Source organism: Kluyvera sichuanensis (assembly GCF_014218705.1).
Classification (GTDB): Bacteria; Pseudomonadota; Gammaproteobacteria; order Enterobacterales; family Enterobacteriaceae; genus Kluyvera; species Kluyvera sichuanensis.
Genome location: NZ_JABBJF010000041.1, coordinates 1 through 23,251, shown reverse-complemented (window position 1 = coordinate 23,251; position 23,251 = coordinate 1). Strand labels below are relative to the sequence as shown.

The 23,251-nt window shown below is 52.1% G+C and carries 25 protein-coding genes and 3 pseudogenes; 22 read left to right on the top strand and 6 right to left on the bottom strand.

Annotation, left to right across the window (positions count from 1 at the left end):
- Positions 1–16: 16 nt before the first annotated feature.
- On the top strand, positions 17–859 hold the full coding sequence (locus HII27_RS24785) for an ion transporter (protein ID WP_317983868.1): 843 nt from the start codon (positions 17–19) through the stop codon (positions 857–859).
- A gap of 40 nt (positions 860–899) precedes the next feature.
- Here the strand turns inward: HII27_RS24785 and HII27_RS24780 are convergent, their stop codons facing one another.
- Together HII27_RS24780 and cls are read right to left on the bottom strand one after the other, a co-directional pair.
- Positions 900–1,229, bottom strand: a complete 330-nt coding sequence (locus HII27_RS24780; protein WP_185669961.1) for an HI1450 family dsDNA-mimic protein — start codon at positions 1,227–1,229, stop codon at positions 900–902.
- Between the two features lie 33 nt (positions 1,230–1,262).
- Positions 1,263–2,723: a cardiolipin synthase gene (gene cls / locus HII27_RS24775; protein ID WP_185669960.1), complete on the bottom strand. Its 1,461-nt coding sequence runs from the start codon at positions 2,721–2,723 to the stop codon at positions 1,263–1,265.
- 143 nt (positions 2,724–2,866) lie between these two features.
- Here cls and HII27_RS24770 point away from each other — a divergent pair, with 143 nt between their 5' ends.
- The 3 genes and pseudogenes from HII27_RS24770 (at position 2,867) to HII27_RS24760 (ending at position 5,027) form a co-directional block, all read left to right on the top strand.
- Entirely contained in the window at positions 2,867–3,040 is a 174-nt protein-coding gene (locus tag HII27_RS24770; protein WP_123652457.1) for a YciY family protein, read from the top strand.
- 219 nt (positions 3,041–3,259) lie between these two features.
- A pseudogene (locus tag HII27_RS24765) lies at positions 3,260–3,499 on the top strand (IS1-like element transposase); the annotation flags it as partial.
- Between the two features lie 280 nt (positions 3,500–3,779).
- Positions 3,780–5,027: a type II restriction endonuclease gene (locus tag HII27_RS24760; RefSeq protein WP_185669959.1), complete on the top strand. Its 1,248-nt coding sequence runs from the start codon at positions 3,780–3,782 to the stop codon at positions 5,025–5,027.
- A 12-nt stretch (positions 5,028–5,039) separates the two neighbouring features.
- Here the strand turns inward: HII27_RS24760 and HII27_RS24755 are convergent, their stop codons facing one another.
- Together HII27_RS24755 and HII27_RS24750 are read right to left on the bottom strand one after the other, a co-directional pair.
- Positions 5,040–6,467: a DNA cytosine methyltransferase gene (locus HII27_RS24755; protein WP_223883297.1), complete on the bottom strand. Its 1,428-nt coding sequence runs from the start codon at positions 6,465–6,467 to the stop codon at positions 5,040–5,042.
- 118 nt (positions 6,468–6,585) lie between these two features.
- Positions 6,586–7,326: pseudogene (locus HII27_RS24750) on the bottom strand (IS3-like element ISEc27 family transposase); the annotation flags it as partial.
- Between HII27_RS24750 and HII27_RS24745 the strand changes: the two are divergent.
- From HII27_RS24745 to HII27_RS24690, 12 genes and pseudogenes are all read left to right on the top strand, one after another.
- Positions 7,326–7,607: pseudogene (locus HII27_RS24745) on the top strand (DNA methyltransferase); the annotation flags it as partial. The pseudogenes HII27_RS24750 and HII27_RS24745 sit on opposite strands and share 1 nt — an antisense overlap.
- Positions 7,604–7,825, top strand: a complete 222-nt coding sequence (locus tag HII27_RS24740; RefSeq protein WP_185669958.1) for a hypothetical protein — start codon at positions 7,604–7,606, stop codon at positions 7,823–7,825. The pseudogene HII27_RS24745 and the gene HII27_RS24740, both read left to right, overlap by 4 nt.
- Positions 7,826–7,880: 55 nt before the next feature.
- Positions 7,881–8,213 carry a DUF1380 family protein gene (locus HII27_RS24735; protein WP_223883296.1) on the top strand — a complete coding sequence of 111 codons (333 nt, stop codon included), beginning with the start codon at positions 7,881–7,883 and terminating at the stop codon, positions 8,211–8,213.
- Between the two features lie 434 nt (positions 8,214–8,647).
- A complete protein-coding gene (locus HII27_RS24730; protein WP_185669957.1) occupies positions 8,648–9,076 on the top strand; it encodes an antirestriction protein in 429 nt (142 codons plus the stop codon).
- A gap of 41 nt (positions 9,077–9,117) precedes the next feature.
- The gene (locus HII27_RS24725) at positions 9,118–9,528 is read left to right on the top strand and encodes a DUF1380 family protein (protein ID WP_185669956.1); all 411 of its coding nucleotides are present in this window, start codon (positions 9,118–9,120) and stop codon (positions 9,526–9,528) included.
- Positions 9,529–10,353: 825 nt separating this feature from the next.
- Positions 10,354–10,686, top strand: a complete 333-nt coding sequence (locus tag HII27_RS24720) for a hypothetical protein (protein ID WP_185669971.1) — start codon at positions 10,354–10,356, stop codon at positions 10,684–10,686.
- 21 nt (positions 10,687–10,707) lie between these two features.
- Positions 10,708–11,073, top strand: coding sequence for a hypothetical protein (locus tag HII27_RS24715; RefSeq protein WP_185669955.1), 366 nt, complete (start codon positions 10,708–10,710; stop codon positions 11,071–11,073).
- 67 nt (positions 11,074–11,140) lie between these two features.
- The gene (locus HII27_RS24710) at positions 11,141–13,153 is read left to right on the top strand and encodes a ParB/RepB/Spo0J family partition protein (protein WP_185669954.1); all 2,013 of its coding nucleotides are present in this window, start codon (positions 11,141–11,143) and stop codon (positions 13,151–13,153) included.
- A 37-nt stretch (positions 13,154–13,190) separates the two neighbouring features.
- On the top strand, positions 13,191–13,625 hold the full coding sequence (gene psiB / locus HII27_RS24705) for a conjugation system SOS inhibitor PsiB (RefSeq protein ID WP_185669953.1): 435 nt from the start codon (positions 13,191–13,193) through the stop codon (positions 13,623–13,625).
- Complete coding sequence (locus tag HII27_RS24700) at positions 13,622–14,368, top strand: plasmid SOS inhibition protein A (protein WP_185669952.1); 747 nt, start codon at positions 13,622–13,624, stop codon at positions 14,366–14,368. The genes psiB and HII27_RS24700 overlap by 4 nt, the downstream gene beginning before the upstream one ends.
- Positions 14,365–14,586 (top strand): hypothetical protein, encoded by a 222-nt coding sequence (locus tag HII27_RS24695; RefSeq protein ID WP_185669951.1) that lies wholly within the window; start codon positions 14,365–14,367, stop codon positions 14,584–14,586. The genes HII27_RS24700 and HII27_RS24695 overlap by 4 nt, the downstream gene beginning before the upstream one ends.
- Positions 14,587–14,818: 232 nt before the next feature.
- Positions 14,819–16,194 (top strand): IS3 family transposase gene (locus HII27_RS24690; protein ID WP_185669950.1). Its coding sequence is split into 2 segments (ribosomal slippage): positions 14,819–15,302 and positions 15,302–16,194, totalling 1,377 coding nucleotides; the frame shifts between segments, so codons are not numbered across the junction.
- Between the two features lie 248 nt (positions 16,195–16,442).
- Here HII27_RS24690 and HII27_RS24685 read toward each other — a convergent pair.
- Positions 16,443–17,018, bottom strand: coding sequence for a cytochrome b/b6 domain-containing protein (locus tag HII27_RS24685; protein WP_035897528.1), 576 nt, complete (start codon positions 17,016–17,018; stop codon positions 16,443–16,445).
- A gap of 147 nt (positions 17,019–17,165) precedes the next feature.
- Between HII27_RS24685 and HII27_RS24680 the strand changes: the two genes are divergently transcribed.
- On the top strand, positions 17,166–17,471 hold the full coding sequence (locus tag HII27_RS24680) for an ArsR/SmtB family transcription factor (protein ID WP_023328906.1): 306 nt from the start codon (positions 17,166–17,168) through the stop codon (positions 17,469–17,471).
- Between the two features lies 1 nt (position 17,472).
- Positions 17,473–18,006, top strand: coding sequence for a rhodanese-like domain-containing protein (locus tag HII27_RS24675; protein WP_185669949.1), 534 nt, complete (start codon positions 17,473–17,475; stop codon positions 18,004–18,006).
- Positions 18,007–18,197: 191 nt separating this feature from the next.
- Here HII27_RS24675 and HII27_RS24670 read toward each other — a convergent pair whose 3' ends face one another.
- Entirely contained in the window at positions 18,198–19,121 is a 924-nt protein-coding gene (locus tag HII27_RS24670) for a cation diffusion facilitator family transporter (protein WP_023328909.1), read from the bottom strand.
- 260 nt (positions 19,122–19,381) lie between these two features.
- Here HII27_RS24670 and HII27_RS24665 point away from each other — a divergent pair, with 260 nt between their 5' ends.
- From HII27_RS24665 to HII27_RS24650, 4 genes are all read left to right on the top strand, one after another.
- Entirely contained in the window at positions 19,382–19,702 is a 321-nt protein-coding gene (locus HII27_RS24665; protein ID WP_035897526.1) for a metalloregulator ArsR/SmtB family transcription factor, read from the top strand.
- A 45-nt stretch (positions 19,703–19,747) separates the two neighbouring features.
- Positions 19,748–21,037, top strand: coding sequence for an arsenite efflux transporter membrane subunit ArsB (gene arsB / locus HII27_RS24660; protein WP_035897525.1), 1,290 nt, complete (start codon positions 19,748–19,750; stop codon positions 21,035–21,037).
- Positions 21,038–21,049: 12 nt separating this feature from the next.
- Positions 21,050–21,478, top strand: coding sequence for a glutaredoxin-dependent arsenate reductase (gene arsC / locus HII27_RS24655; RefSeq protein WP_035897523.1), 429 nt, complete (start codon positions 21,050–21,052; stop codon positions 21,476–21,478).
- A gap of 286 nt (positions 21,479–21,764) precedes the next feature.
- Positions 21,765–23,105, top strand: a complete 1,341-nt coding sequence (locus HII27_RS24650; protein ID WP_185669948.1) for an ISNCY family transposase — start codon at positions 21,765–21,767, stop codon at positions 23,103–23,105.
- Positions 23,106–23,251: the final 146 nt, after the last annotated feature.

Below are 23,251 nucleotides of genomic sequence, written 5' to 3'. Positions count from 1 at the left end.
ACGAGGAGATAACGTGGTGGCTATTAGCGCTTTGCGCCATCGTCTTTATCATTTCTTATTCGATCAACGTACGCGCACCGGCCGACGGTTTGAAGCGCTGTGCGGACTGTTTGCGCTCTTAAGCGTTATTGTTATTTTTATCGAATCAGGGATTGGCACAACCTACCATCTGACGTTCGACGAATGGCATGCATTCATGCTGCTGGAAGTCGGATTTACCCTTATGTTTACCCTGGAATACCTTCTGCGGGTGTGCTGCTGGCCGCAACCGGCGCGCTACGTGTTCAGCTTCTGGGGGTTTATCGATCTCGCGACCATTCTGCCGCTGTACGTTATTTTACTGTGGCCAGAGATTGGCGTGGAATATTTGTTCGCCTGGCGCGCGATGCGCGTGATCCGCGTATTACGTATTCTGAAACTGCTTCGCTTGATGCCTGCGCTGAACAGTTTGTGGAGTGCTATCGTTAATTCGCGGCATCAGTTGATTCTGTTCTACGCCTTTATTGGCATTGTCATGGTCGTTGCGGGCGCGCTGATGTACGGCATAGAAGGGCCGGTAAACGGCTTTACCACGCTGAGCACCTCGGTGTATTGGGCGATTGTCACGGTGACAACGGTTGGCTATGGCGATATTACGCCGCATACCGCACCGGGCAGAACGGTGGCCTCGATTCTTATCTTAATCGGCTACTCTGTCATCGCTATCCCAACCGGGATTATCACCGCGCAGATGACCAGCGAGTTTCAAAAACGCCGCCATGAACGCGTATGTCCGCACTGCAAACAGCGAGATCACGATCCGAAAGCGCGTTACTGCAATGGATGTGGAACAGCGCTTCCCCGTGAGCTTGGGGCATAAAAAAGGGCAGCGTTACGCTGCCCTTTGATCAACATATAACTTATTCGCGCCACAGAATATGGCAGAGCTTGTGATCTTTTTCGCGGCACAGCAGAACGCGCGCGAAGATATCGTTCAGTTCGCCGCCGTCGGTGTCCGCCAGACCAATAACCACTTCCGCAAAGAAGTCCGGGTTCAGGTCGTAATCAACGTGTTCCTGCCAGTCTTCCGCGGGGTCGAACAGCTCGGCGCCGCCGCGTTCTTCGAACTGCAGGTTGAACAGAAGAACATCGGCGGGGTCGAGATTATCGACCGCCAGCTCGAGGAAAATGTCGTAAGCCTGCTCGAGCGTTTCGTCTTCGGTAAGACGATTATTTAAATCCATATCCATGATGGCTACCTGTTGAGTTCTGTTGGGCACGTTTTACAGCAACGGACTGAAGAAGTAAAACAGACGTTCGGCAATGCGGTGCCAGAAGGGACGTTTAACCCATAACCGCGCATCCAGTAACCGGGAGCGGGAAATGTAGTCGTCTTGCACGGAGGCTAAATCGGCGCCGAATCCGGCATCATCAATCACCAGCGTGATCTCGAAATTGAGCCACAGGCTGCGCATATCAAGATTAACGGTGCCGACCAGGCTCAGTTCCCCATCGACCAGCACGCTCTTAGTGTGCAGCAGGCCACCTTCAAATTGATAAATTTTCACCCCAGCTGCCAGCAGTTCAGTAAAGAAGGCGCGGCTTGCCCAACCTACCAGTACCGAATCGTTCTTACGCGGCAGAATAATGCTGACATCAACCCCACGCTGAGCCGCAGTACAGATGGCATGCAGCAGGTCTTCGCTCGGCACGAAGTAGGGGGTGGTCATGATCAGATACTCACGGGCAGAGTATGCCGCCGTCAGCAATGCCTGGTGAATCAAATCTTCCGGGAAACCCGGGCCTGAGGCGATGGTCTGGATGGTATGCCCGCTGGCCTCTTCAAACGGCATAATGTTGAGGTCTGGGGCCGGCGGTAAAATGCGCTTGCCGGTTTCTATCTCCCAGTCACAGGAGTAGACAATCCCCATGCCGGTGGCGATAGGGCCTTCCATTCGCGCCATCAGATCAATCCACTGCCCGACACCGGAATCCTGTTTAAAGAAGCGCGGGTCGACCATGTTCATACTGCCGGTGTAGGCAATATAGTTATCAATCATGATCATTTTGCGATGCTGGCGTAAGTCCATACGGCGCAGGAAAACACGCATCAGGTTAACTTTGAGGGCTTCCACCACTTCGATGCCCGCATTGCGCATCATCGCCGCCCATGGGCTGCGGAAAAATGCCACGCTCCCGGCGGAGTCGAGCATCAGGCGGCAGTGCACGCCGCGTCGGGCAGCGGCCATCAGCGACTCGGCAACCTGATCGGCCATGCCGCCGGGCTGCCAGATATAGAAGACCATCTCAATATTATGCCGTGCGAGCTGAATATCGCGGATGATGGCCTGCATCACATCATCGGATTCCGTTAACAGCTGTAGCTGATTGCCCTTAAGGCCAGCAATGCCCTGGCGGCGTTCGCACAGTTTGAACAGCGAAGAGGCGACCTGGCTGTTGTCTTCGGCAAAAATATGTTTGCAGGCTTTGAGATCGTTAAGCCATTTCGCCGTCGACGGCCACATGGCGCGGGCGCGTTCGGCGCGGCGTTTACCGAGATGGAGCTCCCCTAAAGAGAGGTAGGCGATGATCCCAACCAGCGGCAGAATATAGATAACCAGCAGCCAGGCCATCGCTGAGGGTACGGCGCGGCGCTTCATTAAAATACGTAGCGTTACCCCGGCTATCAACAACCAATACCCCAAAATTGCCATCCAACTCACTACGGTGTAGACGGTTGTCATATGTCGAAAATCCTTTTGAATGCCAGTTGTTAAGAGTTTACGCATCAGGAGGCGTCTGGCAAATAAAAACACCATGAGAAAGCGCTGGTCAGCACTAAGCGAGGGGCTATAATGGTCCGTCTTTTTTTGAAAGAGCGTTAGAAATGAAGCGTAGTAGACCGGAAGTGGGGCGCTGGCGGATGCTGAGACAAGCGAGCCGTCGCAAGTCGCGTTGGCTGGAAGCTCAGTCGCGCCGCAATATGCGTATCCACTCCATCAGAAAGTGCCTTGTCGGTCGGCAGCGCAATTGCCTGCTGTTCGCCATCTACGATCTCTGATGATATAAAAAGGGCACCGTCAGGGTGCCCTCAGTTTTTAAGCAGGTGCCAGCCTGATTTTATTAAAATACTTTCTTATATTGTCATTCAGCTTATTTTGAATCATTTCGCATAAATACGTTCTGTTACGCTAAGGCCTTGCCGGGTGCGACTTTCTCGCCTCCGGTAATGCTGCCAACTTACTGATTTAGTGTATGATGGTGATTTTAAGGTGCTTGCGTGGCTTCCATTTCCATCAGATGTCCTTCCTGCTCCTCTACTGAAGGCGTGGTGCGTAACGGCAAAAGCACTGCCGGACATCAGCGCTATCTCTGCTCTCATTGCCGTAAAACATGGCAACTACAGTTCACTTACACCGCCTCTCAGCCCGGTACGCACCAGAAAATCATTGATATGGCCATGAATGGCGTCGGATGTCGCGCCAGTGCACGCATTATGGGCATTGGCCTCAACACGGTTTGAATCGCCACAGATAATCTAGACACTTCCGAGCCGCTGATGGACTGACCCCACCCCGGTATACGATCCTGCCCTATAGTTCCTGATTGTAACTTTAATAAAGTACGCCCTGTAAATCTCCCTCAGGGCTTCCTTTAACCATGCTATTACTAGCTGAATTTACTACGTGTCAGACCAGAAACAGTGCCAACTCAGATTAACCTGCAAAAGCCATACTAGCTGGTTATGTATAACTATGGAAAAATGGAAAGTGGAATATTAAGGCAACGGAGGGAGGCTTATGTCGGTTTTTCATAACTGGCTGTCTGAGATCGCAAGCGGTAATAATTTTGTCTACATCAAACGGCTGTCCGCCAATGATACCGGCGCAACGGGCGGTCATCAGGTCGGGCTATATATCCCTTCAGGCATTGTTGAGAAGTTGCTTCCGTCCATCAACCATACCCAGGAGCTGAACCCTTCTGTCTATCTTACAGCGCATGTTTCCTCACATCAGTGTCCTGATAGTGAGGCCCGGGCCATCTATTACAACAATCGTTTTTTTGGCGGGACCCGGAATGAAAAGCGTATAACACGATGGGGAAGAGGCAGCCCACTACAGAATCCTGAAAATACCGGAGCCTTGACGATCTTGGCCTTCAGGCTCGATGAGCTGAGAGGCGATTGTTCGTCTGTGGATATCTGGGTCTGCGTCGGCCCTGATGAAGAAGATATTATAGAATCCGCTATTGGCGAAATTATTCCCGGAACGCTGATATCCGGGACTGCCGGAGAAATTCTAGGCGGTCTATCTCTTCAGAATGCAGCTGTGAATCACAAATATGCTATCCCTGAAGACTGGAAGCGGCGTTTTCCGTCAGGAAGTGAAATAATTCAGTATGCTGCTGGCCATTATGTGAAAAACTCTGACGATCCGGATGAGCAGCTTATTGACCGTCGACGCGTCGAGTACGATATATTTCTGCTGGTTGAGGAACTACATGTTCTAGACATCATCCGAGAGGGATTTGGCTCTGTGGATGAGTTTATTGCGCTGGCCAATTCTGTCAGTAATCGCCGTAAATCACGGGCAGGAAAGTCGCTAGAACTGCATCTCGAACATCTTTTCATTGAGCATGGCCTGCGACACTTCACTACACAGGCAGTCACTGAAGGTAACAAAAAGCCTGACTTTTTGTTTCCGTCTGCAGAGGCTTACCACGATGCAAACTTTCCTGCAGAAAATCTGCGTATGCTGGCCGTGAAGACAACCTGTAAAGACCGCTGGCGCCAGATACTGAACGAAGCAGATAAAATCTCTCAAGTGCACCTGTTTACGCTGCAGGAAGGCGTTTCTCAGGCTCAATATAGAGAAATGCAGGATGCAGGGGTCAAACTAGTTGTGCCATCGTCGCTACACAAAAAATATCCGGAAGTGATAAGAGCAGAACTGATGACGTTGGGAGCGTTTATTGCAGAACTCACTGGGCTTTATGCAGAGCTGACGTATGCAATTCCTGGCATGAGCATGCAACAACACGCCAGGTAGTGTTAGTTAACCCTATTTAATCTTTTTAGCAGCGGTAGAAACAGCTTTCATGATGTAAGGTTCCAGCAGTCTAGCAACGGCTTCAAACACCGGTACCACAACGGAGTTACCGAACTGCCGGTATGACTGCGTGTCAGAAACCGGAATACGAAAGGGTTTACCGTCTGGCTTTTCAAAGCCCATCAAGCGTGCGCACTCACGGGGAGTGAGCCTACGTGGACGACGAGCCTGGTTTTCTTCATTTAGAAAGTCGGTTTCACCTGCTGCCATATCCCAGCCACGATCTACCAGAATTTCGGATCCGTCTTTGTGATAGCGAGCAGAAAGCGTGCGGGCAACACTTTCCTTATTTTCAGGATTAACGAGGCCAAAACCGAAGCCATTCCCCTTCGCCGCATGCTTTTTGGCATAGTTGTAGAGATATTCCCAGAGTTTGGGCGTCAGGATGTATTTACTGTCAACGACGGGTTCCAGCAGCTCGCTAAATGACGGTCGTCGATCCGGATAAAAACGGCTCACATCGCGCAGGGTAAAGCCATTGTGAATATTCAAGTCGCGGCGGAAACCGACCAAGACGATACGTTCACGGTGTTGTGGCAGGAAATGTTTTCCATCAATGACTTTAGGATCGCTTTTTCCTACATCAGCCGCATCCGCAACTTCATAGCCGAGCTCGTCGAGTGTCTCCATAATTACTTTAAAGGTTTTACCTTTGTCATGACTCTTCAGGTTTTTCACGTTTTCCAGCACAAAAATGGCCGGTTTTTTGGCCTGAATAATACGCGCCACGTCAAAGAAAAGCGTTCCCTGTGCCTCACATTCAAAACCATGCGCACGGCCGAGTGAGTTTTTTTTGCTCACGCCAGCAAGGCTGAATGGCTGGCAGGGAAAGCCTGCCAGAAGCACATCATGATCCGGCACGTGTTCATCAATGTAGGCATAGGCGTCGGTTTCCGACACTTCAGGTTTGTCACTGAGAGTGACTTCCCGGATATCGAGATTGAATTTGTGTGCGTGCTCATCATTAAACCAGTTGGCTTTATAAGTACGCACAGCTTCTTTATTCCATTCGCTGGTAAAAACGCACTGACCACCGATAGCCTCAAAGCCATTTCGAATACCGCCAATGCCGGCAAACAGATCAATGAAGCGGAACGCATAATCTGGATGATGTGCAGGCGGTTCCGGCAGCATCTTACGAAGAAGCTCTTCTTCTGCTGAAGTCAGCGACTTAGGGGGGCATTTACCATTAATCCAGCGGTTAATTGTTTCCCGGGTCCAATCATTTTTGCCGACTTTTCTCAATAACTCAGCCACGTACTTCTGGTCATAAATTTCCAGTACGTGCTCAATCAGTTTCTTATCATTTTCCTGTCGCTGTTTTTCCTCTGCTTCTGCTTTCTGAAGCAAATCCTGCGCCAGTAATTCAAATTCAGACATATTACCTCCATTGGGTCTTATGGGTGAAACTCTATCACTCATTTGACCCAGAGGGAATGTTTTTGTCTGGATATTTAAACAGTGTTTGTTGTTAATCGTTGTGGTACTGGATTGGCCCCTATATTTCCATACACTTTTTATCACTTAACCCATTACTTGTTCGCCGCCGCAGATATTCCCGTGGCGAACGATACCCCAGTGCACTATGCGGATGCCATTCGTTGTAATGTTCGAAGGCCTCCGCAAGGTTCTTTACCGCTGTTAACCCGTCGGGTTTCGGCATGATGCTGATGTAATCGCGCTTCATCGTTTTCACGAAGCTCTCTGCCATCCCGTTGCTTTCCGGGCTACGTACCGCCGTATGTTTAGGCTCCAGTCCTACCATTCTGGCGAACTGACGCGTCTGATAAGAACGGTAGGCTGAACCGTTGTCTGTCAGCCACTCAACTGGGGATGTCGGCAGGCTGTTACCGAAGCGACGCTCCACGGCACCCAGCATGACGTCCTGCACGGTTTCACTGTCATATCCACCGTTACTGACCGCCCAGTAAAGTGCCTCGCGATCGCAACAGTCCAGAGCGAACGTGACCCGCAGTTTTTCACCGTTATCACAGCTGAACTCGAAGCCGTCAGAGCACCACCGCTGGTTACTTTCTCCAACGGCCACTTTCCCTGTATGCGCCCGCTTCGATGGCGGTATTTCCGGTTTACGCTCAAGCAGCAGCGCATTCTGACGCATGATGCGGTATACGCGTTTGGCATTGATCACCGCCATGTCGTCAGTTTCTGATTGTCTGCGCAGCAGTGCCCATACCCGACGATAACCATCGGTGGGCAGATCGCCGATAACGGTATGGATACACGGGCAACCGTCACCACCCGACAGAAAAACCGGTGCAGAGCCTGCGACCGCTGATTGAATCGCTCACGCGTCCGGGGGCTATTGTCCTTGACCCGTTCGCCGGCAGCGGCTCTACCTGTGTGGCTGCCGCCGAAGCCAGCCGTCGCTATATCGGAATAGAGATGCTTGAGCAGTACCACGCCGCCGGTGTTCGCCGTCTGGCGCAGGTTGAGCGGGCGAGAAGGATGCCGGCGGCCAATGATGGCGCGTTTTACCCTGACTATCCGGAGGCGGCATGAACTACCTGGGCCTTGAAACCCTTCGCGCGGATGTGGCAGCGCTCAGCAATGCCATGTGTGACGTGCGGATGCTGCTGAATCGCCTCGAATCGCAGCACCGGCACGACGCGGCAACGCTCACTGAACGTATGGCCGTCCAGACCCTTCGTCGGATCAACACCCTGCTTCTGGAAGCCTACCGCGAAGCCCTGGTGCTGGACGAGACCTTTCAGGATTGACTGACCTTGCCGGGCTGATGCCCGGCCTGTAACCCCTAGCAAGAGAGGAAAAACAATGTACGGAAGCCGCGAAGAACTATGTGTACAGCTTGAAAATATGTTCACGTTTGACGAACCCCTGGTCTTGCTGGTCTGGACAGAAGAGGGGATTAGAGTGGCCTGCCGTGCCGCCCAGCCAGAACCGGACGGAGCTGAAATCCGGGAGGTGATGAAGGCGCTCGGCGAAATGAAAATGACGCAATATCGCCATGAGGGGGTAAATAATCAGACTATCAGTGATCTTCTGATCCGTCAGCGTGACCGTCAGGTGAGTGTACCGGCGGTACTCCTGTCGCGCGTGCTGCGTAAATATGAATGTGAGCTGGAAAACCGGATCGGTATGGCCTAGGAAGCCGGGCGGCAGGAGCCGGAATCCGTCAGGGGTGAGCTGAATAACGTTCGCGCGCTACAGGAGGCGTTGGCCGCATAAGAGAAAGCCGGGGTAACGCCCCGGCAACCGGTGGTGATCCACTGCGAAAGGATGTCAGTGCCTTCCGTTTTCATCCGCCGCTGCCCTCCGGGCCACGTCGGGACAATGAAACTCCCCTGAAGCTCCGTGCGGTGACGGCATGCGCCGTGACTTCACTGTAGCCCGGCCGCATCGGCCACAAGGGTTCGCTGACGCCTCCGTCCTCACCCGTTCGCACCCTTCACGGAGCATTCAGCCCGTGAAGGCTTTGCGCTGCGGCTTGCGGCGTCGCCCCTGCGTCCTCCGCTTTACGCCGGTCTTCTGTGTCGTCACGGCGATGCCGGAACCGAGAATATGTTAACCGTGGAGGATCTATGAACCAGACCGTGAACTGTGATGCTGTTCGTCTTGAGGGTGCGCAGCGCCTGACTTTTCTACCTGATATGTTTGGCGGCGATTTTATGTTGTCCGAGGCGTCCGTGTATGCCTACGCCAGCCGCTACTGCCCCGACTATGCGGGGGGATTCTGGCACTTTTACCGTCTGCCGGACGGCGGCGGGTTTATGGCACCGGACGTGGAGACCCTGACCCTGTGTAACTCAGAAAACTGGTTTGAGCAGACCGTCAGCGGCGAGGTGGCGGGGATCATCCTCACTGCACTGGTACTTAATCACCGGAGCTGGCATCACAGCCATCATGACCGGGAGGAGCTGTGCCGCCACTTCTGCCGCCGCTATGAGCAGCTGATGGCGTTTGCCGACAGCCATCCGGGCAGTGCCACCATCTGGCGCGCGCTTGACTGAATCAATACGGGCGGCGGTGCCGCCCGGTAAGAGGAAAACACATGATTGGTACAGCTAACAATATTGCGATTGCACTGCTGAAAAATGCCCAGGGAAGTGACGAACAGATAGTGTGCGCCGTCTGGCGAAAGGAAGACATACGCCATGTGACGGGGGAGTGGGCGCTGAATAAGGAGGAAATCAGCACGGTACTTGAGAGGCTTGATGCGGAGCTGGAATACGGTGCGAATACGGCGCTGATACAGAGCATCGCAGAAGGCGTGCGGGAAGAGCAGCGGGAAAACCGGATGGTCACTGTTCCTGCCGCATCACTGGGGACGGTTATACAGCTAGCAGTCAGGGAAATGGAGCGAATTGCTCTCTGCGCCGTTGATGGCGGGGGAGATGTTGAGGAGACCCTGCGTGACGAAAATGCGGTGATGCGTACCCTGCGGCAAGCACTGGATCAATAACACCACACCCGGAGAGACAGTCTCCGGGAAGTCTGGTCTGCTTTGTCCGCTAACGGCACCGTCTGACCGTGCGCGAAAACCCTGTCACCCCTTCGGGCTGACGGCGGATGACCCAGCGCCTGCGGCGCCGGCCCTACCGCCATGAGACCGAAAACATGCGTCTTATGGGCCGTTACTGAGGTTAATTGTCACAGATAATGACCTGCGTGGCGTGGCGTGGCGTGGCGTGGCGTGGCGTGGCGTGGCGTGGCGTGGCGTGGCGTGGCGACTCTGAAACCCGATCAGCAATTTTCCAGAAAATACCTCAAATACAACAACAACCAGAACCCGAATAACGAAAAAAAGCCTGAAGCTGGCCCCCTTCGGCTCCCGGTCCGCGTGGCGGCCCGGTCGTCGAGCCCTACTCCGCCAGGCATCCGCTGCGCGGCCGCCAGTCTCCGCCGAACCCCTTCGGGTTTCGGGCTTCGCTAGGGTCTGATGGCTGAGGTCAACGACGCGGCTTGCACCGGCCGTGCCGTCCGGGCCGCCTCCACCGCGCCGGCGTCGCCGTCGCTTCAGGGTCGCCACGCCGTTCCGACGTGTCGGGTGTGTGCATCCTGTTCCCCCGGTGAAGCCATCCCCCGTGTGTCCTCACGCGGAGGGCTGGTCGTAGCACCGTCAGGTCGTCATACAAGGGGTGGAATAAACGCCGTCAGAAACTTTTTGCGGGCAAAAACTTTCAGCCGTCGCCCCTTTCCTTCCTCCCTTAGCCGTTGCTCCTTTGCCCTTTGCCGCGAGAGAACTCACCAGGGAGATGGACAACCATCACCACAGGAGAAAACCAGGATGCACACACGAAACGTCAACGTCAGAACCGCCGCTCAGGAATCTTCCAGGAAGATGGGGGGAAAAGCGGCATTGCTTCTGACTCTGGCAGTACTGGAATCTGAATTTATTGCGGCTGAATCTTTGGCGCGGTGGGGATGCCCTTGTGAACCCGGCCAGCTGGCTGCGCTATCGCAAAAAACCATCGGGTTGTTATTCAGCTTTGTGGGCGAAATGCCGTCACTACAGGCTGAAGTTGTGGAAGTGCTCCACAACATCGAGAGGTTAGGTCGTCGCCTCCGCCTGAATATCTGGGCGGGTGATCAGCTTCATCAGATCCCAATGTTTCTGTAGAACCCCGGACAGGAGAAGAAAATGAAAAGTACCAGTATCAAAACCGCATCCAGGAAAGTTGGAGAAAGCAGCATCATGCTGAAACGGCTCCGAATCCGTGCCAGTGATACGCATGTTATTGAGTTTGATAGCGTTGATACCCGCTTTAACGACTGCAGTCACTGGCAGGTTATGGCTAATGGGGAACGCGTCCTGTTTAGCAACCGGAGCTATGAGCGCTTCTCAGATGTGAAAGCCGGGATTCTGGCAACGATTCAGGTTTGCCGCGGGCGCGCTACTTCGTCTGATAGCGCAATGCTCGATTCAGCAAAAACGATGATCGCCGTACTTGATGCTTTTCCGTCATTTGCCGCGCTGGCAGCACACCCGCAACGTATCACCGATTAACCGAGTGTCGTGACCGGAATGCACTCCGGTCACGACGAACCATCACTTAAACGAAGAGGTAAAAATCATGGTCGACACCAATACTACGGCAAAGAAAAACGCCAAATCAACACGCACGAAAAAAAGTGCGCCAGAAAGCGCACAGACCACCGAGCAGAAACTTGTCCAGTTGCTCGCGGACACGCCTGTGCAGATTTTCCCGTACTCCCGCCTTGCACGTACCGACCTGAACACTCGTATCATCCCGCACACCGATACGGAAGTGGAGGAGATGGCGGACAGTATTCAGGCGATGGGTATTCTGCAGAACCTGATTGGTGCCGAACTACCGGACGGTACGATTGGCATTGTCGGCGGGGAAGGTCGTCGCAGAGGAACAGGGATTCTGGTGATGCGCGGTGTGCTCGATGCCGATACACCGTTTCTTCCGGTGAAAGTACTGCCCGTGGAAATGGCGGTAGCGGCCTCGATGATCGAAAACGGCAGACGCAAAAATATGCACCCTGCCGAGCAGATTATTGGTTTCCGTACGCTTGTGCAGGAGGGGAAAACGGCCTCTCAGATTGGTGCTCTGATGGGCTACCACCCTCGCCATGTTCTGCGCTGCCTGAAACTGGCGAACCTTGCACCGTCCCTGCTGGACGCGCTGGCGCGGGATAACATCTCACTGGAGCAGTGCGAAGTGCTGACCCTTGCCGATACGCATGAACGTCAGGAACAGGTCTGGCAGGAAGCCGTGGCGAAATGGTCCGATCCAGCTGTACAGACCCTGCGCAAAATGGTGACCGACGACAAAATGGCAGTCAGCCACCCGATGTTTGAGTATGTGGGCGAGGAAGCCTATACCGCTGCTGGCGGTACGCTGATCGCTGATTTGTTCAGCGACAAGGACAGCACCTTTGCTGATGCTACGCTGGTCAAATCCCTGCTGGCTGGCAAGCTCACCGTGCTCGCCGCCCGTCTTAAGCAGGAGCAGGGCTGGGGCTGGGCTGAATTCCGTATGACGGAACTGAGCGGCAGCGGCGAAGATAAGGCGCTGTACCGCTTTGAAATGCCCGCGCCTGTACTGGCGGATGATGAACAGCAGCGAATCAACGAACTGGAAGAGGCTATCGAAGGATGTGCATCTTATGACGACGAATATGCGCTGCAGCAGGACATTGATGACATCGTTTGTGAAGCGACTTATCGCGAAGCCACGCCGGAGTTCCGGGCCGCACATGGTGTCTGGGTATCATGGGATGGCGGCAGTTTTCAGGTACAGCCGGGCATTCGCAAGCTGACTGACGAAGACCGGGCGGAAGAGGAACAGGCCCGTCAGGAACGGGAAAAAAATGTGGTGACGTACACCACGCCTGATATTCCCGCCGATGCTTATCCGGCAACGCTGGTCAAGGCCATGTCAGCCGAGCGCACACTGGCTGTTCAGGCCGAACTGGCAGGGCATCCTGATGTGTCGGTGGCATTGCTGACGTGGACGCTGTGCATCCGTCTGTTTGATGGCGGCTATGGCAAGCGTAATGAACCGCTGAAAGCCTCCGTGTCCTCGAATCAGTACCATCTTGCAACACTTGCTCCTTCTGGCGAAGAAGGGAAGGCGCTGACGGCGCTTAAAGAGCAGAAAAAGGCGCTTCAGGCAACGCTGCCTGAAAACTGGCATCTCGATTTCACCTGGCTGCTGTCATGGTCAGCAGAGCAGGTAAATACCCTGCTGGGATTCTGTGCGGCTCACGGTATCAACGGTATTCAGGAGCGCCTGTATAACCATACGGAGAAAAGCGAACTGGATGGGTTGGAAGCGGCCCTCGATTTTGACCTGCGTAAGTGGTGGCAGCCGGAAGCGGAGAGCTACTTCGGTAAACTCAATATTGCCCAGATTGGTAAGGCATATGAAGAAGCCGGACTCTCCGAAAAAGCGGGTGAGATTGTAAAACTTAAGCGCCGCGATGCGGCGAAAGCCGCCGAACAGGATCTGAACGTACAGAACTGGCTTCCTGACTGGATGGTGCGCCCTGCACTTGTCGCTCAGGCCGGACAAAGCACAGACATTGTCCCTGATACCACTGACCACGCTGCTTAACTACGGAGGCCGCCGCCTCCGGGCGGCGGGAACAAACATGATTAAACGCTATGACCTGACCCGTATTAATGGCCTGACTGCTACCGACATGGAATGTATTCGCCAGCAGGGCGAAGAGGCGCGGCGTGCCCTCAGTGATGCTGTGACCGGGATGCTGACGGTTCCGCCGGGCTGGCGCGTCAGCGCGGAGTACCGCAGCGAGTTCGGAGGATTTTTCCCGGTACAGTGTCGCTTCAGTGCGGACAACAGCGATGACTGGCATTTGTGTGTGTGCAGTCCCGGAGAAGTCTCGCCATACTGGCTTCTGGTGCTGCTCTCATCCGGCGGGGAAGTCGTGCGCACTCTGCATCAGTGCGAAACCCTCGACCCGGAACGGGTCAGCCAGCTGATTGCCCGGATGGCAGGTCTGCGCCGGTTTAACTGTACTGCTCGTACCGTCGCAAGCCTCATGAGCGCGGAGGTAACAGTATGATCCCTTCTTCTCATGCTCTGGTTTCACTGAAACCCGCCCGTCAGGCCGCCATGCAGGCCATCAGCCTGGTGGAGTCTGCCTGCGAACGCGGCGCACGACTGCCTGCCATGCCCTATGTGCGGACATTCCTGCGTGTGCTGACGGGCTGTAGCCGCCTGAATGCCACCGTGGCCCGACAGATACCCGGTCTGAACTGGGTGCCAAAGAATCGCCATTCAAACCTGAAACAGGTTGAGGAGGCACTGGAAGTCATGCTCGCAACCGGTGGGGAAGCCTGTCCTTTGCCACTCACGCTGGATGTGCAGGCCGAGCTTTTTCCTGAAATCATGCACACCCGTACTGACAGAAGGTTGCACAAATCAAACCTTCAGACCACGCGACAGATGCGCCGTGAATCACGTGAGTATGACCAGCGCTGGAAGTTGCGCCAGAACCTGCTTGCGAAAGCAGAGATTGACCTCAATTTTCAGTCTCCTGAAACCATCTGCACCTGGTACACCCGATGGAGCGACGAGTTTGACGCGGCAGAGCTGGGGAGTTTGTTCTGGTGCTGGCAGACGCGGTTCGCTTCGTTGAAGGAGCTGGAGTGGCTGCGAATGAGCAATGAGCCGCTATATGCGGTGATGTATGAAATTCCATTTATTGTGCGGGATACCTCTGAGCACATTCGTATCGCTGAACGCTGGCAGGTACCGAACAAGCTGAAATACCAGCGCAGGACAGAAATCGAGGGGGGATCTTGAGCATAATAAATAAAAAATTCGAGAGAAAAGAAGCTGGCACCGTTTTCCGACATGCTGAAAGCGGTAAGATCATTTGTCGGCTTGATGCTCATCTCGAGCCAGATGACTGGGAAGCATTACAATCTCTGATTAACCTGGTCTATAACGCCGGCATTAGTGCAGGAAGCGAACAAAGGGCTGCTGATATTCGTGAGGCATTAGGCATAGTTTCGGTTTAAAAATAGACATAAATGGGTGGGTATTTATACAGCTTTCAGACTGTTATTCCTGGGCAGATAATAGACAACGGGATATAATGGCGGTGGTGCTTGAGGCTTTTTGCCTCATGACGTTAAGGTGGTTTGTTACCGAGTTGTGTGGCAGAAAGCAGAAAGCAGAAAGCCCCGTAGTTAATTTTCATTAACCCATGCACTGCACCCATTTTGTTGGACTCTCTTATTGGAGAGTCCCATGACCAAACGTAAATACACCTTTGAACAACGCCTTGAAGTGGTTATGCACTATTTCGCTACCGATGATGGTTATCGGATCACATCTGCCCGCTTTAATGTACCCAGAACCCAGGTAAGAATGTGTGTTGCAGCCTATGATGCTTACGGGGAAGAAGGACTAAGACCCAGAGATAAAGGCGTTTCAATTGATCCGGAGATCAGAATTGAAGCAGTTAATGCGGTGCTTTCAGGGCAAATATCCCGGTGTCAGTCGGCAACCAAATACAAGCTTGCTGGTTCAGCCTCCATCAGCAGATGGATAGATGTATTTGATAAACATGGGGAGGAAGGGCTCAGATCGCTGCGTGTTGGCAAAAAAAGGACCCCTGAGATGTTAGATGATCCTCTTGCTGTTGAAGCTGCACGGGAACAATCCAAAGACAAACGTATCCAGGAGCTGGAAAGAAAGGTCAGGTTTCTTGAGTTACCGGTACTGTATCTACAAAAGCTGAAAGCCTCAGTTCGGTAAGAGATAAAGTCAGGGTTGTAGACGAGCTGAGGCAGCATTATCCGTTTGACCAGCTTCTGCGGATTTCCCAGATACCCAGAAGTACTTTTTATTATCATCTGAAAGCGTTGAAATCCCCTGAAAAATACGGGGAGATAAAGTGCAGAATCAAAGATATATACAACGAGAACTGTGGCCGGTATGGCTATCGCAGGATCACGCTGGCACTCAGGCAGGAGGTGGGAGCCATCAACCATAAGGTTGTCCAGCGCCTGATGAACCGACTTTCTCTCAAAGCGGCGATTAAAGTTAAGCGCTACAGTTCGTGGCGTGGAGAACGCGGTGAAGTAGTTGATAATGTTTTACAGCGAAATTTCAAGGCAACCCGACCTAATGAAAAATGGGTTACGGATGTTACTGAATTTGCTGTTAATGGCAGAAAACTTTACCTGTCACCCATTATTGATCTTTTCAATAATGAAGTGATTTCCTACAGCATTTCAGAGCGTCCGGCGATGCCGATGATTGATGAAATGTTGGATAAAGCCCTGGCAAAACTGGATGAGCAGAGTTCACCCGTACTTCATTCCGATCAAGGCTGGCAGTACCGGCACCGCTGGTATCAATACCAGCTCAGAGCAAACGGTGTTGTGCAAAGCATGTCGCGTAAGGGCAACTGCCTTGATAATGCCTGTGCCGAGTGCTTTTTTGGGACACTGAAATCAGAGTGCTTTTATCTCAACACATTTAATGATATTGATGAGTTAAAAGTAGCGGTTACGGACTATATCGATTATTACAACAACCGCCGGATCAGCCTTAAATTGAAAGGCCTCAGTCCTGTTGAATACCGTCTCAAGGCCTTCCCATATCCGCTCAGAATCTAGCTTACGTTTTTGCCTGATTTATGCGTGCTGACAGTCCATGTTAATTTTCTTGCGTCCGCTGTAGCGATCGGCAAGGCTTGGACATGTTCGCAATTGCGTGATTTTGAACAGTCTCTCTGTTACATCACATAATGCGGCCATACCAGTAGGATGGCTTTATGCCCCATTTTCATCAAATACCTTACAGACCTTCGCCACGCAGAGCAGATTCCGGATAGTGAGCCTGCACCTGCTGCGCTCTGGCTGTGTCATTCCTTATTCAACTGTTGCAACCGAATTGTCAGGAGCAAATGAAGGATCCCCATCGCACCATGGGCCCAGAAATAGGTCTCAATAAAGACCGTCAGAAACTTATGCAAATGTAGAACGTCATGTACCAGGACCGAATCGGGACCGTACATCATATTCAGAATGAACCAGAGTCCGCCGACAGCCGCCACACCGAGTAATGACAGCACCCCCAGTCCCTGAACGATGGCAGCCATACCTCCGGCATGTGCTTCGGGCAGGCGAAACTGACGCAGCGTCCTGAAATCGTCGGTGACGCCCTGAAAATCCAGATACAGGTATGAGAAATAATACCGGGCACCACGCTGAGCCAGCATCCAGAACAGCATAACCACACCACAAAGCAACAGACCAAACCCGGAAATGATGTGCAGAAAAGTCACCATACCTGTCAACGAAAACTGTCCCAGAGCCTCAGTTTCCGTCATATTCGAATTGATAATCTGAGCCAGAACCAGAACGGCGACAACAATATGAAGTCCCCGAAAGAAAGGCGTGTCCTGATGGGGTAACGCGCGACGAAGATTGACGGCCATAGTTTTTTCACCTCTAACCAGTGGTAGTTCTGGCAATCTGACGGAAAAACATTAACGAAACCTTAACCCACTCTCTCTGGCTCTTCTTGACAACCACCCTAATATTTTAGAATTATCTAAATTTAGGAGATTCTAAAGTATTTAGCCATGAACGAGATGAGTGAACTGCAAGGCCAGGCGGAAAACGCGGCCGCATTGCTGAAAACACTGAGTCATCCGCAACGTCTGCTGATCCTTTGCATTCTGACCGGGAGTCCTGGTACAGAGGCCGGAGAGCTGAGCAGACTCAGCGGACTCAGTGCTTCAGCCACCTCCCAGCACCTGTCACGAATGAAATCTGAAGGGTTGATTGAAGGGACGCGTCAGGCGAGATATATCCGCTATCACATCAAAAATGACGCGATTTTTGCGGTTGTACAGACTCTGAAGAATATTTACTGCCCGGGAGAATAAAATGACCACTGTCACCGTGACGCCTGCTGAAATTAATGCACAGCATGGCAAACCAGTTCTTCTGATTGATATCCGCAGCCATGATGAATGGCGAAGGGAACACATTTCCGGCACACGTTCCCTGCCGCTGGAACAACTTCATGCCGGTTGCTTCAGTGAGACCGGGCTGAGCGAAACGGATACGGTCATTTTCCATTGCCAGAGTGGTATGCGGACCGGGAACGCGGCAGAAAAACTCAGTCAGTTTATGTATCCGGCACAGGCACTGATCATGCAGGGAGGCCTCAATGCCTGGAAAGCGGCGGGCTACCCGGTTATCGTTGATCGCCGTCAGCCACTACCACTCATGCGACAAGTACAGATTGCCGCAGGGGCGCTGGCCCTCGGCGGAAGTCTGGGCGGACTATTCCTGACCTCTGTGCTGTATGTTATTCCCGGATTTGTGGGTGCGGGCCTGATGCTTGCAGGAATGACAGGCTGGTGCGGGATGGCAAAACTGCTCGCCGTTATGCCATGGAACAGAGAGCATGAATAATTTCCGGTTCAGAAAGAGCGTAATTCAGATGCACCTTTAGTTTACAACAGATTTTCTCTGAGTCAGGCGTCCGCCAATCTGTTGCTGACGGACGCCCGGAATGTTCATGAAAAATAACGTAGTCAGATGACTCTATATTTTATGATGTCATCTGGACTATGTTTTATGGAAAAAAAAGCAGTCTGGAATAATTAGCAAACGGGCAATTCTTCACACTGATAAGGGTCAGTGTGGATCATGACATCCAGCACATTTTTATTTTCCAGAACCGCCTGACGTACTGCTCTGGCAATATCATGCCCTTCACTGACAGAAAGCTCGCCGTCAACTTCAATATGTACATCTACCAGTATGAGATCGCCCGTTTTTCGTGTTTTCAGATCGTGTACTCCGAGGACGTCAGGGACAGCGAGAATAATCGCTTTAATTGCAGTTTCCATCTCAGTGCTTACCGAACGATCCATCAGGTCATGAAGTGCATTGGCGGCAAAAGTGTAGCCCATACGGGCAATCAGAACGCCAACCACTATTGCTGCTACCGGATCAAGCCACGGAAAGCCAAGTAAATTGCCGACAATCCCAACAGACACGACCACTGATGAAGCTGCGTCAGAGCGCGCATGCCAGGCGTTGGCGATGAGCAGAGACGACTGAATGCGTGTCGCGACAGCCAGCATATAGCGGAAAAGCAGTTCCTTTGTCACCAGCGCGAACAGTGCTACCCACAACGCAACAATATGCACCTCTGAAATGGCTTCAGGGTGCCACAGCTTGCCGCTTGCGGACCAAATCATTATGGACCCGACAAGGAACAGGATTGCGCCAATAATCAACGACGCCCCATTTTCATAGCGTCCATGACCGTAATGGTGATCTTCGTCAGAAGGCTTGCGACTTTTTTTATTGGCGATCAGAACGACAAAGTCCGACACCAAATCAGAAAACGAATGTATGCCATCAGCGATTAATCCCTGTGAGCCAGAAAATATCCCCAGTAAAATCTGAACGCAGGATAACAATATATTTACAGCTACACTGATCATCGTACTTTTTTGTGCCGCCAATGAACGATTATGATATTCGTTATCATTGCATTTATTTTCATTAAGCTCCATAAAACCTCATTAACACCCCATAATTCAGGATAGCAAGAATAATATAATTCAGACCCAAAGGTGTTAAACAGGAAATAAACCAGATCAGGTTCATTGAACGCAATTAATACGGGCTGAAACAGGCGGCCTTGCCTGCGGCCATTCAGCGCAGATAGTGTTTGCGTTAACAAAACTGATACATTTTCTTCCTGAAATCAACGATACCCACAAAAACACATATGATTTATCATATGTGTACATCGATATTACCGGGAGGAAAAATGCTACAGCCTGTTCAACTTTTCAAAATTCTGTCAGATGAAACCCGTCTGGCTATCATGATGCTTCTCCGGGAATCCGGTGAGATGTGCGTGTGTGATATTTGCGCGGCCACCGCCGAGTCGCAGCCCAAAATTTCCCGGCATATGGCAATCCTCCGGGAGGCTGAACTGGTGCTGGACCGTCGGGAAGGGAAATGGGTCCACTACCGGCTCTCTCCACATATGCCCGCATGGGCGGCAGAAACTATCACAACATCCTGGCACTGCCTGCGGGAAGATGTTCGTCAGTGGCTAGAAATATCCGTAGGGTCATCCTGCTGACCCGAATCAAACACATTCATTTAACCATATGTAATGGAGCCGAAGATGTTACTGGCAGTGAGTATTTTTTTACTGACGCTGATCCTGGTTATCTGGCAACCCCGGGGACTCAGTATTGGCTGGAGCGCCTGCATTGGTGCTGTGCTGGCCCTGGTTTCTGGTGTTATCCATGTGGGTGACATTCCGGTGGTCTGGAATATCGTCTGGAACGCAACAGCGACCTTTATCGCGGTAATTATCATCAGCCTGCTGCTCGATGAGTCGGGCTTTTTCGAATGGGCTGCGCTGCATGTATCCCGTTGGGGGAACGGGCGCGGTCGTCTGCTGTTTACCTGGATTATCCTGTTGGGCGCAGCCGTTGCGGCGCTGTTTGCTAACGATGGTGCAGCGCTCATCCTGACCCCCATCGTCATCGCCATGCTGCTCGCACTGGGGTTCAGCAAACGGACAACGCTGGCCTTTGTCATGGCCGCCGGGTTTATTGCCGATACCGCCAGTTTACCGCTTATCGTGTCGAACCTGGTGAACATTGTCTCTGCTGACTTCTTCCGGCTTGGCTTTACAGAATACGCATCCGTCATGCTTCCCGTTGATATTGCGGCCATCGCCGCCACTCTGGGCATGCTGCATCTGTTTTTCCGCCGGGATATACCTGCAACATACGACGTCTCTCTTCTGAAAATGCCTGCCAGTGCGATTAAAGATCCTGCAACCTTCAAAGCAGGCTGGATTGTTCTGGTTCTGTTGCTTGTTGGATTCTTTGTGCTTGAACCACTGGGTATCCCTGTTAGCGCTATTGCGGCCGTCGGCGCTGCGGTACTGTTCGCCGTCGCAAAAAAGGGTCACTCCATCAATACCGGAAAAGTGCTGCGCGGTGCGCCGTGGCAGATCGTTGTGTTCTCACTGGGCATGTATCTGGTGGTCTACGGCCTGCGTAATGCGGGTTTAACAGAATATCTATCCGGTGTTCTGAATATGCTGGCGGATAAGGGACTGCTGGCGGCAACGTTTGGCACGGGCTTCCTGACGGCATTCCTGTCATCGGTCATGAACAATATGCCAACAGTTCTTGTTGGAGCACTGTCGATTGACGGAAGCACGGCGTCCGGCGTCATCAAGGAAGCGATGATCTACGCCAACGTGATTGGCTGCGATCTAGGCCCCAAAATCACGCCAATAGGCAGTCTGGCGACCCTGTTGTGGCTGCACGTCCTGTCGCAGAAAAACATGACTATCAGCTGGGGGTATTACTTCCGCACGGGCATCATCATGACCCTGCCGGTGCTGTTTGTCACTCTGGCCGCGCTGGCGCTGCGGCTCTCTGTCACTTTGTAATGAGATACTGAAATGAGCAACATAACCATCTATCACAACCCGGACTGCGGCACGTCACGTAATACGCTGGAGATGATCCGCAACAGTGGCAATGAACCCGCCATTATTTATTATCTTGAAACGCCCCCGACTCACGATGAGCTGGTTAAACTTATTGCAGATATGGGGATAACAGTCCGTGCTCTGTTGCGTAAGAACGTGGAGCCTTATGAGCAGTTAGGGCTAGCAGAGAACAGCTTTAGCGATGAGCAACTTATTGGTTTTATGCTCAAACATCCTATTCTGATTAACCGTCCCATCGTCGTGACTCCCCTTGGAACACGGCTGTGCAGACCTTCTGAAGTCGTACTGGATATTCTCCCGGAGTCTCAGCAAGGTGCATTCACGAAAGAGGATGGTGAAAAGGTCGTTGATGAAGCAGGGAAGCGCGTTAAACCCTAATGCTAAGTAATATGGATAATTTGACTGCTGAGAAGTTAATTTAGCTGTATCCAGAAACAAAAAAGAGTCCGCATTTATGCGAACTCTTTCTGTCAGGCCTCGGTTATTCTGTCCAACTTTTTGGGGTCAGTACAACCCCGAGGCCGACTGTATGTCTGAACAACACCAGTATGGCCGCTTACCTGCCGAAAGGCAAGGAGAAGTACGCTATGTGTTAACACCAAGCTGTAATGTCCCCTTTGAACCATTCTAAAATGTCCCCAGACAATTCTCTGGGGGATTTTTCATGATCAAAGAGACTGTTACGATGAGTCATAAGGAACTCGACCGACTTCACATTATTCAGGAGTCACTTAATCGCCATATTACTCAGGAACAAGCTGCGGCACGCATTGGCATTTCTATTCGGCAGGTTAAACGTCTGGTGCAACGGTATAGAAATGAAGGGCCTTCTGGTCTAGTTTCCCGCCGACGTGGAAAGCGTCCCAATAATTCCTTTTCTACTGAATTCAGAGCAACAGTAATTTCACTCCTCAAAGGCCGCTACGCTGATTTTGGACCTACGCTTGCGTGCGAAAAATTGCGCGAGATACACGGCTTGTGTTTATCCATTGAAACTCTCAGGAAGTGGATGGTAGAGGAGGGCATATGGCGCGAACGTCGTCGTAAGTTTGCCCGAATTTATCAGCGCCGGATGCGGCGCCCATCCTACGGTGAACTCATCCAGATTGATGGCTCGCCTCATGACTGGTTTGAAGGTCGGGGCCCCAAATGCACACTGATAGTCTTTATCGATGATGCTACCAGCGCTCTGATGGCGCTACGATTCGCTCCTGCAGAAACAACCCGGGCTTACATGGAAACCCTCCGGGGTTACCTTAATGATCATGGCGTACCACTGGCTCTCTATTCTGACAGACACAGTATATTCAGAGTAAATAACCCGGAGCGGGAAGGAGAGTTGACTCAGTTCACACGTGCGATAAAGACACTGGGCATCGAGCCAATCCATGCCAACAGCCCGCAGGCAAAAGGGCGGGTAGAGCGTGCCAATCAGACACTGCAGGACAGGCTGGCCAAAGAAATGCGGCTTCAGGGTATCAGTGATATTGAGACAGCGAACGCATGGTTGCCGACCTTTATTGAAGCCTATAACAACCGGTTTGCTACGCCGCCTCGTATTGCTGATAACGCCCATCTTGATGTACACCATTCTGAAGAGGAACTGGGTTATATCTTCAGCCTCCAGGCGAAGCGCGTTCTCTCCAAAAATCTCACTTTCCAGTACAAAAGCAGTGCGTTTCAGATTTGCAGTGAAGGCCGGGGATATCGACTTCGGCATTCGGTTGTCCCGGTATGCGAAAGCTTTAACGGTGAAATTAAGGTTCTGTATGATGGGAAAGCGTTGGGATGGGAAAAATATGTTGATGGCCCGGAGCCTATACCACTGGATGATGAAAAAAGTGTCCATGAACGTGTGGATAATGCCCGTTTTGATTTACGCTCAAAATTCTACGTAAAACCTAAAGCTGACCATCCTTGGCTCACGCGCCGCACGCAAAGTAATCAGCAAGTGAAGCCCCCTAAATTACCCAGAAAGAAGGCTGATCCCGATAAAATGGACTGAAACCAGGCGTTATTCAGTTGAGTGCATATCCAGTCATAGGATAGATTCTTAGGTAATGCTGCCAACTTACTGATTTAGTGTATGATGGTGATTTTAAGGTGCTTGCGTGGCTTCCATTTCCATCAGATGTCCTTCCTGCTCCGCTA

What these genes read in the sequence shown, in the direction of transcription:
- HII27_RS24670 (WP_023328909.1), bottom strand. Translation starts at nt 19,121, where the DNA reads ATGGAGCTTAATGAAAATAAATGCAATGATAACGAATATCATAATCGT.
- HII27_RS24675 (WP_185669949.1), top strand. Translation starts at nt 17,473, where the DNA reads ATGACCACTGTCACCGTGACGCCTGCTGAAATTAATGCACAGCATGGC.
- cls (WP_185669960.1), bottom strand. Translation starts at nt 2,723, where the DNA reads ATGACAACCGTCTACACCGTAGTGAGTTGGATGGCAATTTTGGGGTAT.
- HII27_RS24740 (WP_185669958.1), top strand. Translation starts at nt 7,604, where the DNA reads ATGAACTACCTGGGCCTTGAAACCCTTCGCGCGGATGTGGCAGCGCTC.
- HII27_RS24700 (WP_185669952.1), top strand. Translation starts at nt 13,622, where the DNA reads ATGATCCCTTCTTCTCATGCTCTGGTTTCACTGAAACCCGCCCGTCAG.
- HII27_RS24650 (WP_185669948.1), top strand. Translation starts at nt 21,765, where the DNA reads ATGATCAAAGAGACTGTTACGATGAGTCATAAGGAACTCGACCGACTT.
- arsC (WP_035897523.1), top strand. Translation starts at nt 21,050, where the DNA reads ATGAGCAACATAACCATCTATCACAACCCGGACTGCGGCACGTCACGT.
- HII27_RS24735 (WP_223883296.1), top strand. Translation starts at nt 7,881, where the DNA reads ATGTACGGAAGCCGCGAAGAACTATGTGTACAGCTTGAAAATATGTTC.
- HII27_RS24720 (WP_185669971.1), top strand. Translation starts at nt 10,354, where the DNA reads ATGCACACACGAAACGTCAACGTCAGAACCGCCGCTCAGGAATCTTCC.
- HII27_RS24725 (WP_185669956.1), top strand. Translation starts at nt 9,118, where the DNA reads ATGATTGGTACAGCTAACAATATTGCGATTGCACTGCTGAAAAATGCC.
- HII27_RS24715 (WP_185669955.1), top strand. Translation starts at nt 10,708, where the DNA reads ATGAAAAGTACCAGTATCAAAACCGCATCCAGGAAAGTTGGAGAAAGC.
- HII27_RS24760 (WP_185669959.1), top strand. Translation starts at nt 3,780, where the DNA reads ATGTCGGTTTTTCATAACTGGCTGTCTGAGATCGCAAGCGGTAATAAT.
- HII27_RS24755 (WP_223883297.1), bottom strand. Translation starts at nt 6,467, where the DNA reads ATGTCTGAATTTGAATTACTGGCGCAGGATTTGCTTCAGAAAGCAGAA.
- HII27_RS24680 (WP_023328906.1), top strand. Translation starts at nt 17,166, where the DNA reads ATGAACGAGATGAGTGAACTGCAAGGCCAGGCGGAAAACGCGGCCGCA.
- HII27_RS24780 (WP_185669961.1), bottom strand. Translation starts at nt 1,229, where the DNA reads ATGGATATGGATTTAAATAATCGTCTTACCGAAGACGAAACGCTCGAG.
- HII27_RS24685 (WP_035897528.1), bottom strand. Translation starts at nt 17,018, where the DNA reads ATGGCCGTCAATCTTCGTCGCGCGTTACCCCATCAGGACACGCCTTTC.
- HII27_RS24730 (WP_185669957.1), top strand. Translation starts at nt 8,648, where the DNA reads ATGAACCAGACCGTGAACTGTGATGCTGTTCGTCTTGAGGGTGCGCAG.
- HII27_RS24665 (WP_035897526.1), top strand. Translation starts at nt 19,382, where the DNA reads ATGCTACAGCCTGTTCAACTTTTCAAAATTCTGTCAGATGAAACCCGT.
- psiB (WP_185669953.1), top strand. Translation starts at nt 13,191, where the DNA reads ATGATTAAACGCTATGACCTGACCCGTATTAATGGCCTGACTGCTACC.
- arsB (WP_035897525.1), top strand. Translation starts at nt 19,748, where the DNA reads ATGTTACTGGCAGTGAGTATTTTTTTACTGACGCTGATCCTGGTTATC.
- HII27_RS24770 (WP_123652457.1), top strand. Translation starts at nt 2,867, where the DNA reads ATGAAGCGTAGTAGACCGGAAGTGGGGCGCTGGCGGATGCTGAGACAA.
- HII27_RS24710 (WP_185669954.1), top strand. Translation starts at nt 11,141, where the DNA reads ATGGTCGACACCAATACTACGGCAAAGAAAAACGCCAAATCAACACGC.